This window comes from Blautia sp. An46, from assembly GCF_002161645.1.
Lineage (GTDB): Bacteria > Bacillota > Clostridia > Lachnospirales > Lachnospiraceae > Blautia > Blautia ornithocaccae.
Map to the genome: position 1 here is coordinate 108385 of NZ_NFIF01000001.1, position 12991 is coordinate 121375.

General features: G+C 38.5%; 18 protein-coding genes. 11 read left to right on the plus strand and 7 right to left on the minus strand.

Features of this window, described 5'->3' with window-relative positions; translation table 11 throughout:
• Window positions 1-43: 43 nt before the first annotated feature.
• The 4 genes from B5G00_RS00450 to B5G00_RS00465 all read right to left on the minus strand — a co-directional run bounded on the left by B5G00_RS00450 (window position 44) and on the right by B5G00_RS00465 (window position 1466).
• Window positions 44-643, minus strand: a complete 600-nt coding sequence (locus B5G00_RS00450; protein WP_070088773.1) for a hypothetical protein — start codon at window positions 641-643, stop codon at window positions 44-46.
• Entirely contained in the window at window positions 643-822 is a 180-nt protein-coding gene (locus tag B5G00_RS00455; RefSeq protein WP_070088774.1) for a hypothetical protein, read from the minus strand. The genes B5G00_RS00450 and B5G00_RS00455 overlap by 1 nt, the downstream gene beginning before the upstream one ends.
• Before the next feature lie 119 nt (window positions 823-941).
• On the minus strand, window positions 942-1175 hold the full coding sequence (locus tag B5G00_RS00460; RefSeq protein WP_070088775.1) for a helix-turn-helix domain-containing protein: 234 nt from the start codon (window positions 1173-1175) through the stop codon (window positions 942-944).
• Between the two features lie 129 nt (window positions 1176-1304).
• On the minus strand, window positions 1305-1466 hold the full coding sequence (locus B5G00_RS00465) for an Arc family DNA-binding protein (protein ID WP_083262892.1): 162 nt from the start codon (window positions 1464-1466) through the stop codon (window positions 1305-1307).
• A gap of 131 nt (window positions 1467-1597) precedes the next feature.
• Between B5G00_RS00465 and B5G00_RS19170 the strand changes: the two genes are divergently transcribed.
• From B5G00_RS19170 to B5G00_RS00475, 3 genes are all read left to right on the plus strand, one after another.
• Window positions 1598-2038 carry a hypothetical protein gene (locus B5G00_RS19170; RefSeq protein ID WP_083262893.1) on the plus strand — a complete coding sequence of 147 codons (441 nt, stop codon included), beginning with the start codon at window positions 1598-1600 and terminating at the stop codon, window positions 2036-2038.
• Window positions 2039-2047: 9 nt separating this feature from the next.
• Window positions 2048-2305 (plus strand): hypothetical protein, encoded by a 258-nt coding sequence (locus B5G00_RS19175; protein ID WP_083262894.1) that lies wholly within the window; start codon window positions 2048-2050, stop codon window positions 2303-2305.
• A gap of 80 nt (window positions 2306-2385) precedes the next feature.
• The gene (locus B5G00_RS00475) at window positions 2386-2808 is read left to right on the plus strand and encodes a hypothetical protein (protein WP_164496680.1); all 423 of its coding nucleotides are present in this window, start codon (window positions 2386-2388) and stop codon (window positions 2806-2808) included.
• Between the two features lie 39 nt (window positions 2809-2847).
• Here the strand turns inward: B5G00_RS00475 and B5G00_RS00480 are convergent, their stop codons facing one another.
• The 3 genes from B5G00_RS00480 to B5G00_RS00490 form a co-directional block, all read right to left on the minus strand.
• Window positions 2848-4473, minus strand: coding sequence for a relaxase/mobilization nuclease domain-containing protein (locus tag B5G00_RS00480; RefSeq protein ID WP_087266873.1), 1626 nt, complete (start codon window positions 4471-4473; stop codon window positions 2848-2850).
• Complete coding sequence (locus B5G00_RS00485; RefSeq protein WP_070088778.1) at window positions 4448-4885, minus strand: plasmid mobilization protein; 438 nt, start codon at window positions 4883-4885, stop codon at window positions 4448-4450. Before B5G00_RS00485 ends, B5G00_RS00480 begins: the two co-directional genes overlap by 26 nt.
• A gap of 363 nt (window positions 4886-5248) precedes the next feature.
• Window positions 5249-5575, minus strand: coding sequence for a helix-turn-helix transcriptional regulator (locus tag B5G00_RS00490; protein ID WP_083262895.1), 327 nt, complete (start codon window positions 5573-5575; stop codon window positions 5249-5251).
• A gap of 140 nt (window positions 5576-5715) precedes the next feature.
• Between B5G00_RS00490 and B5G00_RS00495 the strand changes: the two genes are divergently transcribed.
• The 8 genes from B5G00_RS00495 to B5G00_RS00530 all read left to right on the plus strand — a co-directional run bounded on the left by B5G00_RS00495 (window position 5716) and on the right by B5G00_RS00530 (window position 12787).
• Window positions 5716-6483, plus strand: coding sequence for a LytR/AlgR family response regulator transcription factor (locus tag B5G00_RS00495; RefSeq protein ID WP_162613463.1), 768 nt, complete (start codon window positions 5716-5718; stop codon window positions 6481-6483).
• Window positions 6464-7741 (plus strand): sensor histidine kinase, encoded by a 1278-nt coding sequence (locus tag B5G00_RS00500; RefSeq protein WP_162613464.1) that lies wholly within the window; start codon window positions 6464-6466, stop codon window positions 7739-7741. Before B5G00_RS00495 ends, B5G00_RS00500 begins: the two co-directional genes overlap by 20 nt.
• A 218-nt stretch (window positions 7742-7959) precedes the next feature.
• Complete coding sequence (locus B5G00_RS00505) at window positions 7960-9063, plus strand: hypothetical protein (RefSeq protein ID WP_087266882.1); 1104 nt, start codon at window positions 7960-7962, stop codon at window positions 9061-9063.
• 23 nt (window positions 9064-9086) lie between these two features.
• Window positions 9087-9398, plus strand: coding sequence for a hypothetical protein (locus B5G00_RS00510; protein WP_062807182.1), 312 nt, complete (start codon window positions 9087-9089; stop codon window positions 9396-9398).
• On the plus strand, window positions 9391-10155 hold the full coding sequence (locus tag B5G00_RS00515; protein ID WP_087266885.1) for a hypothetical protein: 765 nt from the start codon (window positions 9391-9393) through the stop codon (window positions 10153-10155). The genes B5G00_RS00510 and B5G00_RS00515 overlap by 8 nt, the downstream gene beginning before the upstream one ends.
• A 10-nt stretch (window positions 10156-10165) precedes the next feature.
• A complete protein-coding gene (locus tag B5G00_RS00520) occupies window positions 10166-11026 on the plus strand; it encodes a hypothetical protein (RefSeq protein WP_087266888.1) in 861 nt (286 codons plus the stop codon).
• Between the two features lie 15 nt (window positions 11027-11041).
• Window positions 11042-11728, plus strand: a complete 687-nt coding sequence (locus B5G00_RS00525) for an ABC transporter ATP-binding protein (RefSeq protein WP_070090353.1) — start codon at window positions 11042-11044, stop codon at window positions 11726-11728.
• Between the two features lie 21 nt (window positions 11729-11749).
• Window positions 11750-12787, plus strand: coding sequence for a hypothetical protein (locus tag B5G00_RS00530; RefSeq protein WP_087266890.1), 1038 nt, complete (start codon window positions 11750-11752; stop codon window positions 12785-12787).
• The last annotated feature ends 204 nt before the right edge of the window (window positions 12788-12991 follow it).

Below are 12991 nucleotides of genomic sequence, written 5' to 3' on the forward strand. Positions count from 1 at the left end.
AGGGAAGATGTTTTGCCGGGAGGGCAGGCATCTTCCTCTTTTTTTAATCTCTGAAATACTTTAGCATTTGTACCAATATCGGACTTTCCGCAATTTCGTCTGTATCTCTCTCTCGTTGACCAAACTGGACAAATTGGGAAGCGGAATAAAAGTCATATAATTTTGGATTGCTGGCACATTCTATGTAAACAGCTTTCCCACCGATAATAAACTGAGCTTCCCGGACTTTGCTGCAGGCAATAGATAATAATTCCTGTCCGGGTATCGAGGCAGATAAGGCAGGATTAAAATTTCTGCCGAGCTGTGCAATCAAAGGCATAGACACCAGAAAACGGTCAAGTTCTTTGTCATATTGTGAAAACTTTCCTATACGCTTCTGGAGAGTTTTGCTTAGTACATTTCCGTTGATAGAAACAAATTTATTTGCCAGTGTAAAATAGCCAACGAGATCAGGTGATTCTTCATCAGAAAAAACAAGATAGGTCATTGCAAGCCGCTGTCTGGCAAAGCCAATCGCCTTTGTTTGTATAAAATTTTCCACATCTATATTTTGGGGACACATGAAACGGGAGAGGATAGACTGTAGCTTATCCTCTCCGTATGTGTCGAGCATTTCTAAAAGATTCAGCTCTATATAATCCATTATAATTTATCTCCGAAAAAAGCTTTGATATTTTTTGTACCTTTTAATTCCTTTACGCTGTAATTACGGGAAGCAGGCTTTGTCGCAATAGCTGCGGCTTTTTCCAGTGCTTCCACAAAAGCAGCGGCGGAGTCTTTGTCATGGATTACAATGTTCTTTTTAATACTCTGTGTTGCCATGTGCATCTACTCCTTTCTTATTTTCTTATCCATAGTATAGTCGATTTTTCAAAAAATAGCAATGAACTATTTTTAAAATATGATGAAATGGGGAGAACCATATGCATAAATTGAAGTCTCTATTTCAATAGCTCATCATAACTTGTCTCCAGGCAGTCCCGGATGCCTCGGAGTTGTGTCCCTGTGATATGCTGGATTCCTCTTTCGATTTTTACCAGCGTTTCCCGTGTCATATTCAAGCCCTGGAGCTGGAGCATACGGACAAGTTCAGTCTGTCCAATTCCTTTTTCTTTTCTGATGCGGCGGATATTCCCGCCAATGTCAATACCAGTCTGCTTGATTTTTTGTTCCATGCGATAAAACTCCTTGTGTGGACTAGAATGAGTCCGATTTTCCTTTATCTTATCGGCATGGAATGATACAATGGGACTAGAATGAGTCCACTTTTGAAGATGATAACGGAAATTGTAATACAGAAATGCTTACTTTAATTCACCATGTTTATGTTCGTGCTGTGCGATAGCCTGGCGGATCAGATATAGGATCTCACCATTCATGGAGCGTCCGTCAAACTCTGCAAGGCTTTTCAGCTTCTTGTGCGTTTCTGAGTCAATGCGTAAACCGATATGTTTATCTTTATCCATAATACCTCCTGTCTAGTACATTTAAGTACAAAATAAGTTCGTTAGGATAAGTACATTTTAAGTACAGGTAGTGATATGATGTGATAAATGGACTTGTTTTAAGTACACTAAATTTTGGGAGGGGAAACAGGATGCAGGAGAAAGGGAAAAAGAAATATTACCGGATCAGGGCGGGGCTGTTCTGGCTGATGATCGGTGGGTTTGTACTGTTGCTTTTGGGGGTGTATTTTAAGGATGAACTGTATGAAAAGTGGCTCAGAAGCGGAGGTATGGAGAATGTCAGCTATGAGGGAGTCCAATCCGCACTTGAGGATCAGGGAAGCTGTTATCTTTGCGGGAGCAGCGATTACAGTCTGATAGATTATTACCGGAAATTTGATACGATAGGATTGATTTCGCTTAATGACTGGTATGTGTTGGACTTTCGCTTGAAATGCCATGACGAAAACGGAAACGAAGTGAATGGAGAAGATGGAACTTCGACAAGTTTTGGAAATACCGGAGAAATTATTTATTCCACAGAAAGTAATTTCCGAGGCACAATGGCTTCCATAGAGGTAACACTTCCGTAGGATTATCAGATGAAAACAGAGACAATCCGGGGACATCTCTGTCAGAAATGCTTGAATAAAGTGCTGGAATCTTTGGAGTTCCGCAAATGGAAATACGAAAAGAAAGAGGCAGTTCCGCTCTGCCTGGTGGATTTTAAAACGTTGGAAATCTATTCTCTTCAGGACTGGCACCGGGGCTGTCGGATACAGAATTATTGGGTGGAGATAGAACCGGATGGGAATAAAATCACCGTGGAAGCATATACCATTCCGGATCAGAAGGAATAGGAAGTTGTTGTGGGAAGAAATGGGATTTCGTGTTACAATGAACTCTAGTTGAAAGAATGGCCGGATGGGAGAGTGTGAGCTTGAAAGATAGTGAATTAAGCAGGAAAGCCCATGCTGCGGTTTACCACCAATGCCAGCGGCGGGGCTATGCCGCACCGGTGGATGTGCTGATGGAGATTGGCGTACTGCCAAAACAGAAATATGAAGAATGGCGTTTCGGGAAAATCCCGTATTTGGAGCAGGTATGCACCTGCAATCTCCGGAAGCTTTCTGTAATCATGGGGCAGATCCGGCGATATGCGCAAAAGACAGGATTGAAGCCGTCTTTTTGCTATTATAAGCGGTGGGGCGTAAAGAAAAAGCATGGACACAGGCCGGTGATCCTGCTCCGTTTCAGCAAGAGCGGAAAGCCAGAGATTGAGAAAGCATATGCGACTCACTATGTAGATATCAAGAAAATCGAACAACTGAAAAAGGATACACAGGATAGGCCCACGGAGTAAAGAAAAATCTCAGTGGGCCTTCTGATATAAGGCAGAGATTTAGGAGCGTGTACTTTCTCGTTCCTGCGCTGTCTGCCGGGAGCGGTCTTTCCCCAGAAATGTGTCGATGTTTGTCTGGACAATATGCAGTTCCTTTTCATATTCCCGGAGGTTTCGGTATGCTTCGTACTGGCTGCTTTTCCGTGCAGCCAGCTTTTCTTTTTCTGCTTTCAACAGTTTCATGGAAGGCAGTTTTCCATCTTCTGAATGTTCTTTCAGTATTTTCCGGGCAGTTACATACAGAGTGATCTCCGTCTGGTGTTCCAGCCGGAACTTCTTCTTATTCTTGCAGGTAAGAAATTCCCGGTACACTGATTTGTTAGCCAGATATTGCCCTGTATAATGAATTTGTTCGTTGACCTCACGAAGTTTCTTTTCCGTAGAACGGAGTGTTTTTCGCATCTCGGTGGTCTGTGCCTGTGCCTCATCAAAAGCGGCTTTCAGATCATCTTCCGTATCGTAACCATGCTCTTGAATATAGGCCACTGTTTTCGCCATCTGCTGTAAATTAGACAACCGGACTTTCCTGGCATAAGAAGAATTTGCCTGCGCTTTTGCACAATTCTGCAGATCAATCACAAGCCGGAGTTCGGATTTGATAAAGACGAAAGCAGGCAGGTCGTTCTGATTCGCAAAGGCAGATGGTTTATCGGATGTATCCGGCTCAGGTGACAGGTTCTGGTGGCATTTGGAATTTTTCTCCCATACAGACAGCAGATATTCTTTTTCATACCGTGTTCCCAGGTTTCTGCCCGTAATGTATTTCCCACGCTCCGGATGGAGATAGCTGAACCGCCTACGGCTGATCTTGAGTGAAATATGATAGTTGTCTAAAAGCTGCTTTTGAAATTCTTCCAGACTGCGGGCGGAAGCGGCGGCTTCCTCAATGGCGTTTCGGAGGAAATCTTTCTGGGTTTCAAATTTCGTTTTGCGTGGTGTGATGCCGCCGGCAGTCATTTCCCGATTTAATGTATCCAGCTTTTTCTGCCCTCTGCGCTGTGCGTGATATTCTCGGTCAGTGACTTTCCTTTCCGCAGGAGAGAGCAGGTCAACCTGGTGCAGTTGCTCTCTGTGGCACAAATCCATCACATCCTGTTTCAGATAGGAAAGATAATCATTCGTAAGATGATGTTTATAGCCAGCACGGGAATCGCATGGCCGTTCCATGAAATCCTGACGTTCCACATCATGTTTCCGCAGGCTATTGATAACGATATGCACATGAATGTTGCCACTCTGATTGTGTCCGTCTGTATGAGTGCAGACTAAAGCCTGATGGCCGGGAAAATTTTTCCGGGCATACTCCAGACCGAGCTGCTGCGCTCGTTCTCCGGTCAATCCGCTTTCCTCCGTGTCCTTCGGATCAAAACTTAAAATATAGTGATGAGATTTGATCTCATCAAAGGTCTGGTTCTTACGGTATTGTGCATTTAGTTCTTTACATTCCATATCAAAGGTAAAGGAATCACAGTTGATGCCGTCCAGATAATATTCCTCCCTGGGGATTAGTCTGCCATTTTCATCAAGAATCGGTTTCATGGTATCCTCGTTATATTGAAACATCAGATAGCGCTGGGTCTCCCCGTAATCCGCATTTTTACTAGCGATATGCTTCAGGATTGCCATGAAAAAAATCTCCTTTCGTAACAGCACTATCGCTCGGAGGGTGGGATAGAAAGTCTCCTGCCATTCTCAGAACTTCGTACTTCATCTCATAAATGTCAGAAATTCCCTGGTTAATTCTTTTGCGCATTTCCTGTGAATGGATACCGCCACTGTTAAAATGGCGGGCGATCTGATTAAGGTTACTTCCGATTTTGCCAAACTCTGCGATTAGCTTTTTCAATTCCGGTAGCTCTGCCACAATTTCATATTTTACTTTTACTGGTTTTCCTGTAACTTGTTTTCGGATATATTCTGCAAGAGGAAGCCGTGCGGCTTCTGCATAGAATAGGAGACGTTCATACTCTGCGTCTGTGAAGCGGAGCATCACTGGATGGGTGCGCCTCAGTTCCTTTTCTTTTTTCGGTCTAGCCATAAAATCCCTTTCTACTAAAATTTGTATTCATACTATAAGCCGATTTAAAGAACATAAAGAGAACAAAATGAATATTTTTAAGATGTTGTTTTTTCGTGATGGGAACCGATCACGCTGCGACTGTCTTTCACAGGAGCCATGATAACACATTAAATAAATGTGCTGAAGCCGAGGGTATGGGGAGCGGAATCCCCATCAAGTTTGCCAGTAAGCAAAAGTTACGAAGTGAGTTTTGAGTTACGCAGGCGAAACTTGCTCTATAGTGTTGAAAAATTGCTGCTTATAAATATATATAAACCAGAAAAAATAGGTGAGCAAGATTAAAATAAAGTTAATTCTTGTTCATCTATTGGATAATAGAATTTAATTCCTTGTTAGTCGCTTTAAAACGGATGAAAGTAATAATAAATCTTCTTCAGAAAATTTACTAATATCTGAAATAATAGAATGTAACAAAGTAGGGTTCTGAAAAGATGGATCAAAAAATTCAGTAGGAGTAATATCGAAGTACTTACAAATAACTAAAAAAGTATTCATAGAGGGTAATATTCTGCCAGAACTAATTGATTGTATATATCCTTGCGAACGACCGATTGCTAAGCTCAAAGTGTATTCGGAGATTCCTTTTTGACAACGTAATTCAGTAATTCTATTTTTGATAAATGCTGAAAAATCAGTTTCCTCATTCATGACACCTCCTATACATATTGTAAGTGTTTTAAAATAATTTTATTCGATTTTAAATATCTATTTGACAATGATTTTGCTTAAAATATACCATAAATATCTAAAGACAGCTTTGAATGAAGGTTAAAAAGGAGATGACTTGCATGAATGATACCGAGAGAGTATTATACTTTCAGGAGGGAAAAATAATGAAGACTGTAATTTGCGATGATGAAAAAAGCACATGTTCCGAGCTAGAAGAGATTATACTGAAATATGCGAAAGAGAAGAGCGTTTCACTTGTGACAGAAGTTTTTTATTCTGGAGATACTTTGTTGGATTATTTGAAAAGAGAGAAAATAAACATTCTTTTTCTGGATATAGAATTGCCAGGGAAAGATGGAGTTATGGTGGGCAAATATATAAGAGAGGTTCTTGAAGAAGAGAATATATTTTTGATATATATATCTTCAAAGGAAAATTATGCATTACAGCTTTTTCAAAATCGCCCGTTTGATTTTTTGGTAAAGCCCATAGAAGCGGCGAAGATATATCATGTTTTGGATAATATTTATCGTATATCGGGAAAAAATAGTGTGGGATTTGAGTTCCAAACTCAAAATAGTACATATCGCATTTCGTATAAAGATATTTTGTATTTTCAAAGTACTGGAAGAAACATTAATATTGTAATGAAAAAAGAGATCAGAACATTTTATGGAAAATTGAATGAGATTGAAAAACGAATTCCAGAAAATGTTTTTTTAAGAATACATAAATCGTATTTAGTAAATAAAAATTATGTAAAGGAATTTACATACGAGTGGGTAAAAATGCTGAATGGAGATGTACTAAATATAAGTAAAATCAATCGTGCAGATGTACGAAGAAAGATTTTGGAGAGTGCTGCAGATGAGTTTAAAAATATTTAATGGTATTATAGCGTTACTGGCAAATGCATTACGTTTTTACGCATTGAAGTATTTTGTTGGTATTTTTGTGCAAAAAGAAGAGAGTGTATGGAAGCATGTCTCTATTTTATATATTATAGGCTGGGCATGGACAAGTGCGATAAGCTTGTTATTTTCCTCTCCGGCTATGAATATTTTGTCAAACATTACAAGTCTTTTTTTGATTTTTTTTCCATACCGCATAAAGAAAACAAAGAAATGTTTGGCTGTATTTATTATATATGTGATTAATGCTTTGGTTGACAGCATTGTCATTTTATCTTTAACAAAATATACGATGGGACAGCCGGTGAATCAGGTATATGAATGTATTACCAGCTTTGCTTTATTATTTATTGCAATTATTATCCAGAGGACAACAGAACCCGAAAAAGAAATTACATTACCGGCATTAAATATGGTTGCACTTTTAATGGTGCCTGTTGTTAGTATTGCATATATATATTATCTGATTATTGTTGTGCATGAAATAAAAGGAATTGTTATTTTTGCATCACTGGCACTTCTTTTTATTAATATTCTTATTTTTTATCTGTATCATTCATTACTTAAATTTTATTCTGCTCGTATGAATGAGCAGGTATTTAAACAGATGCTGGAAGTTTATTCTTATCAGTTGGATGTAGCAAGGGAATCGGAAGAGCGGGTGAAGGCACTAAGACATGATATAAAACATCATATTATTGAGTTATCAGCAATGGCTAAAAATAATAATGATGACGATATGATAAAATATTTAAGCGGCATGAAAGAATTTATGCTCAATCCAAAGGAATATTCAAACACAGGAAACCCGGAAATAGACGGGGTGTTGAACTATATGTTGCAGAAAGCAAACAGGACGCTGAACCAGGTAGATGTTCAGATAAATATTCCGGAAGATCTGTATTTGAATAATTTTAATATTTGCGTGATCTTAGGGAATCTAGTAGATAATGCAGTAAGAGAAGCCAGTAAATCGGAAGAAAAGCAACTAACTATAAAAATGCAAATAAAACAAGAGCTGCTGTTAATCTTTATAGAAAACAGCTATTCGGGAAAAATTTTGGAAAAGAAAAACGGACTGCAGACAACGCAGACAGAACTTGCTATACATGGTATTGGATTAGAAAATGTAAAGAAAGTGGTGATTGACAATGGAGGAGAAATTAAAATAGATTATACATCCAATAGATTTTGCGTTCAGGTTCTTTTGTATATGTCGCGGATTAAAAACTAAGAGACTTGTTAGGAGTCTCTTTTTTTATGCAAAATGAAAAGTCTAATTTTGACAAAAACATGGGCGATTTTTTACAACCATGAAAAAACTTAATGATTCTATGCTACAATGCAGTCATTTTAAAGGGAGGTGTAAGTTAATGGATAAGAGAACTTCTACAAAAGGGAACAAGGTGTTGGGGTATAGGTATTCTTTAGATGAATTTTAGGAGGAAGAATATGATGAAAAAAATAAGCGGGTTTTGTCTGATATTATGCATATGTTCGGTTTTAACTGGATGTAATAAGAACGCTGCAGAGGTGAAGGAAAAGACTGAGGAAGAAATAGTTTCAATGGAAGAAGAATATAGTTTCCCGAAAAAGTATGAAAAAACATCTGATTCGGGGAAGGTAAAGTTTAATTGCAAGTTGGAAATATCAGAAAACATAAAAGGACAATCCATAGCGGCGGCTGATGTAAAGGGGTTATATTGCTGTGACAGAGAAAAAGCATGGTCTATGTTTGGCGAAGGAAAAGAGGTAATTGAAAAGCCGGAAATTCCAGTAGATGAAGAGAGGGCACCAGAAGACTATTATCTATTTGCAAATGATGAAAGTCTTGATATAAATGAAGGCATTGCTTATGGAAGCAGTAATAGTAAATATTATTTAAATATCGGTGTAACTAATCCAGACAATCAAGCTGTATTTGAAGAAACGGAAGTTTCTTTTAAAAGTGGCGAAGAATGTATTACAGAATTAAAAAAAATAATAGATGAATTGGGATACAATCAAGAAGACTTTATATTTGCCTGTTACCCCTTGAGTTTCCAGACAATGAAAAATATGGAAGAACAATATTTACAGGAAGATTATTTAACAGAAGAAAAAAGAAAGGAAAGTTGGAGCCAGGAAGATGATGCGTATTTTATTTATGCGTATCAAAAATATGAAGATATTCCAGTTTTTCATGAAATGATGAGTATTGCCAGAAGCATGGCATACGATACTCCGGATAATGCTCCTGTTCAGGCAATATATTCTACCCGGGGAATAGAATATCTGAACATTAGCGGCGTTTATGAATTTGAAAAGGGAGAACAACAAATTTCGCTGAAGCCTTTCGAGGATATTGCTGCTATGGTTGAGGAAAAATTTGAGAACATTTTGAATGATGCTGATTATGAAGTAACAAGAGCAAAATTCTATGAGAGGGTATATCTGGATGAGAAACAAAAATATAAGGCAGATCCTATCTGGTATTTTGAAGTAGTCGAAAATAATATAAGTAAATCTGTAACCTTAATTAATGCGGAAACAGGAAAGGAAATATTCTTGCAATAAAAGATTAGCGAAAGGGATGTTTTATGAATAAATCCACAATTCCTTATTCGATTGTAGAAGAACGAAGAAGGCTTAATAAATGTATAGAAAATGCTCCGAATGAATGTGAGAGAGAAATATATAGAAAAATCAGAGATATGAAGATACCTTATGACAAATTGGATACAATTCTAGAAACAAGCAAAGAGCTGATTAAAGAAAAGGAGAAACAAAGAAAAATAAAAAAAAGGATGTTATTCCTGATAGATGTAAGTGGTTTTGCTGCAGGTATTTGTATATTTATTTTTTTCTGTAGCAAAAGAGCCGTTTACAAAAGGAGAGAAGCGGATGAATAGAGCACATTATTTAAAAACGGATATCCGTCGTCTGATAAAAAATTATCCAATATATTTAGGCATTGTGGGTGTTGCAATATCCATGTGGTTTTCACTTGAAGATTCTGCATTTACTGAGGGAATGGTAAATGGAAATGCGTTGGATACATACGATTTCGCTGTTGGTATGTCCGGAATCATGATTGCCTATGTTTTTTGTGCATTTTCTTATGCAACTGTGTTTTGTGAGGATTTGGAGTATAAATATGCCAGATATAGCATCAACAGAGGAAATACATGGAAATATGTGGTATCCAAGGCAGTGGTTGTTTATGGATCGTCTGTGATCACTATGGTTTTGGGAAGCCTTCTGTTTGTTGCGTCTATAAGGTTAAAGATACCTTGGACTTCAGAGGGATTACAGGATATTTTTATGGAAGGAATGTACGGTTCACTGATTGCCGGAGAACACTACTGGTCTTATGTTTTTTTATGTGCATTGCAAATGGGAATGCTGGCAGGGACCTTGTCATTGGCGGCTTCATTTCTGTCTATGTTTGTTTCTAATAAAATGCTGATATTGATCACACCTATTTTAATACAGCAGATATTATTGGAATATCGTGGAAAGGGCTGGTTCAGCGTAATGCTGATATATCCGACCTTGAATCGGTTTTCGACGGATATACAGTACTTTCTTACAGTCTTTGGCTGTAGCTTGTGTTTTTCGGCACTGCTTACCTGGGGAATCGACAAAAAAATAAAAAGCAGATTATAGAGGTGGGAGTATGAAGTTATTACAGTATATCTGGAAAAATTCCATGATGAAAATCGCCAATAGCAAAATGACAGTTTTTGTAATATTGATGATTGTAGTCAGCCGGTCATATGTAGGGGCTATCCGACAGTTTTCAGTTGCAGTGGACTACCCGTCCTCTTGGTGCGTATTTCCATTTGCGATGTGTAGTTTTTCTTATCTGATTATGTTTTGGTTTGGAGTAATTTATGCGAACTCGGATGTGCCTTTTATGCAGCATGTGAATATGTATCATGCAATCCGTGTAGGAAGAAAGTGTTGGGCATTAGGGCAAATAGGAGGGATTTTTATCCGTTCCATTGTTCTTACTGTTGTGGCAGTCATCTGCACAATACTTCCTCTTTTATCGGACATTGAATGGAGCAATGAATGGGGAAAGCTGCTGAGAACGGCAGCAACGACAAGGGCTCTTACGCAGTTTGATAGTTCTGTGTTTATTTATTACGAGATTTTCTCTGAATTTTCGCCATTACAGCTTATAGGGCTGGAGATTCTTCTTTGTGCCTGTATCTGTACATTTATTGGGGTTCTGATGTTTCTGCTAAGTTTGTTTTTGAATAAGATTGCTGCAGTTGCAGGTGGTCTTGCCCTGACAATCGCTCTATTTCCCGTGCTGAATATACATCCCATGATACGTCATAAACTGGCCTTTTTTATCCCGACGATATGGGCTGAACTGGCAAGGATTGCAACCCCGGATTATGGTTACTATTGGCTGCCATCTATACCTTATATGTTTGGATTTTTAATAGCAGGGATTTTGTGTATGACGGTCATTATTTTAATAAAGGTAAAAAAAATAGAATTTAACTGGGAAAATGAGGATATATAGCGAGGAGTGAAATATATGGACAGGCAGGATTACGTAATTGAAGTATCTCATGTAAGTAAAAGCTTCAAAGATAACAAAGTTTTAAAGGATGTTTCACTTTTATGTGAAAGTGGCAAAATTTATGGTCTTGTAGGGCACAACGGTTCTGGAAAGACTGTTTTGTTTAAGTCTATTTGCGGTTTTCTTTCCTGTGATGAGGGAACGATAACTGTCAATGGTAAAGTGATGGGGAAAGATAAGGATATGCTGACCGATGCGGGGATCATTATTGAGGATCCGGGTTTTTTGCGGACCTGGAGTGGCTATCATAATCTGGAATTTCTTTATACTTTGCGAAACAAAAAGAATAAAGATTATCTCTGCTCTGTTCTGAGAAAGGTTGGTTTGGATCCTGCATTGAAGCGACCGGTTGGAAAGTATTCACTGGGTATGCGTCAGAGACTTGCTCTTGCACAGGCCATCATGGAAGATCCGGGAATTTTGATTCTGGATGAACCTATGAATGGTCTGGACAAAAACGGGGTAAGAGAGATCAGGGAGCTTCTGTTAAAAATGAAAGAAGAAAATAAACTGATTATTCTGGCTAGTCATAATCGGGAGGATATAGAGGTTCTTTGCGATGAGGTATATGAGATGGAGGGAGGGGTAATCAGCAAAGCAAATGTAAGCAGTTTACATGTAGAAGGGCGCTATACGCCGTGATTTGTAAGTGGGAGCAGAAAAATGAGAAAAGACTTAATGATTTCAGGTATATGTGCTTTATCGCTTATTATGCTGACTCAAAATGCGTATGCGCAGACGTATGAAAAGGAATCCGCATCAGGTAAAGTTCGGTTTCAGTGTGAATTAGAAGTCCCAGAGAATTGGAACGGAGAAGAGATTCCCCAATTTATTTTAGAAAGTGTGCATTTTGTGGATAGTGAAAAGGCATATGCGAATTTTATAGAAGGAAAAGAAATTCTTGAGAAGCATAATACTCCTGCCAGTAATCTATATCCAGAAGAAAACTATTATGTTTTAGCAGACGGCACAAATGTAGGGATTGGAATTGAATTTGGAATATCAACGAAAAATTCGACCTATTATGCTCAAATAGGGGTGACTAATGCGGAGAATATGGAGAAATTTACTTCTGCGACAGAATCTGTTGTAAACGAGCAGGATGCTGTACAAAAAGTAAAAGAAACTCTTGAAAATGCCGGATATACAGTAGAAAATTTAGTTTTTCAGACTTCTCCTTTGAGCGCGGATATACTGCGGGAAATTGAAGACCAATATGTTGCTGAAGGATTGTTGGAAGAGAGTAAACGAAAGCCTGAGTGGACAAGTGGAGATGATGTATGTATCGTATATGCAAGGCAGACGGTAAGTGGGATTCCTGTGTATCCTGAATTATCGGTTATGGCACAGGCGCTTGCATATGATACGCCAGAGTCCAGTCCAGTGGTTGCTGTTTGTTCTACACGGGGGATAGAAAGCCTGCGTGTGTATGGTCTTTATAATTTCCAGGAAGATAGGGAAAATGTACCATTAAAAGGTTTTGACGAAATCGCAGCAACGGTAGAAACAAAGTATGAAAACTTATTAGATGAAGCTACTTATACAGTGACTCGGGCAAAATTTTATGAGCGTGCATACATAAATGAAGATCAGCAGTATACAGCAGAACCAATCTGGTATTTGGAGATAAATGATAATAATTCTCAAAAATATGTCATGCTGGTTAATGCTGAAACAGGTAAAGAGATATATTTAATGTAGGGTTAGCGTCGGTGTACAAAGGGACAATACGGTCGAGAAATGACTGATTTTTGCCCTTTCCGCGTTATTTTCACTCCGCGTACGTCCAGTACGCGTCGATCAAATGCCTTGAAAGGACAAAAATCGTCTATTTCTCGACTCTACGACCTCAACCGTAGAAATTCCGGTCATTTGCAAGGCAGCTGAACGAGGTGTACTGAACGT

Coding starts and splice junctions, on each gene's coding strand:
- B5G00_RS00450 (WP_070088773.1), bottom strand. CDS start 643: ATGGATTATATAGAGCTGAATCTTTTAGAAATGCTCGACACATACGGA.
- B5G00_RS00455 (WP_070088774.1), bottom strand. CDS start 822: ATGGCAACACAGAGTATTAAAAAGAACATTGTAATCCATGACAAAGAC.
- B5G00_RS00460 (WP_070088775.1), bottom strand. CDS start 1,175: ATGGAACAAAAAATCAAGCAGACTGGTATTGACATTGGCGGGAATATC.
- B5G00_RS00465 (WP_083262892.1), bottom strand. CDS start 1,466: ATGGATAAAGATAAACATATCGGTTTACGCATTGACTCAGAAACGCAC.
- B5G00_RS19170 (WP_083262893.1), top strand. CDS start 1,598: ATGCAGGAGAAAGGGAAAAAGAAATATTACCGGATCAGGGCGGGGCTG.
- B5G00_RS19175 (WP_083262894.1), top strand. CDS start 2,048: ATGAAAACAGAGACAATCCGGGGACATCTCTGTCAGAAATGCTTGAAT.
- B5G00_RS00480 (WP_087266873.1), bottom strand. CDS start 4,473: ATGGCAATCCTGAAGCATATCGCTAGTAAAAATGCGGATTACGGGGAG.
- B5G00_RS00485 (WP_070088778.1), bottom strand. CDS start 4,885: ATGGCTAGACCGAAAAAAGAAAAGGAACTGAGGCGCACCCATCCAGTG.
- B5G00_RS00490 (WP_083262895.1), bottom strand. CDS start 5,575: ATGAATGAGGAAACTGATTTTTCAGCATTTATCAAAAATAGAATTACT.
- B5G00_RS00495 (WP_162613463.1), top strand. CDS start 5,716: ATGAATGATACCGAGAGAGTATTATACTTTCAGGAGGGAAAAATAATG.
- B5G00_RS00500 (WP_162613464.1), top strand. CDS start 6,464: ATGAGTTTAAAAATATTTAATGGTATTATAGCGTTACTGGCAAATGCA.
- B5G00_RS00505 (WP_087266882.1), top strand. CDS start 7,960: ATGATGAAAAAAATAAGCGGGTTTTGTCTGATATTATGCATATGTTCG.
- B5G00_RS00510 (WP_062807182.1), top strand. CDS start 9,087: ATGAATAAATCCACAATTCCTTATTCGATTGTAGAAGAACGAAGAAGG.
- B5G00_RS00515 (WP_087266885.1), top strand. CDS start 9,391: ATGAATAGAGCACATTATTTAAAAACGGATATCCGTCGTCTGATAAAA.
- B5G00_RS00520 (WP_087266888.1), top strand. CDS start 10,166: ATGAAGTTATTACAGTATATCTGGAAAAATTCCATGATGAAAATCGCC.
- B5G00_RS00525 (WP_070090353.1), top strand. CDS start 11,042: ATGGACAGGCAGGATTACGTAATTGAAGTATCTCATGTAAGTAAAAGC.
- B5G00_RS00530 (WP_087266890.1), top strand. CDS start 11,750: ATGAGAAAAGACTTAATGATTTCAGGTATATGTGCTTTATCGCTTATT.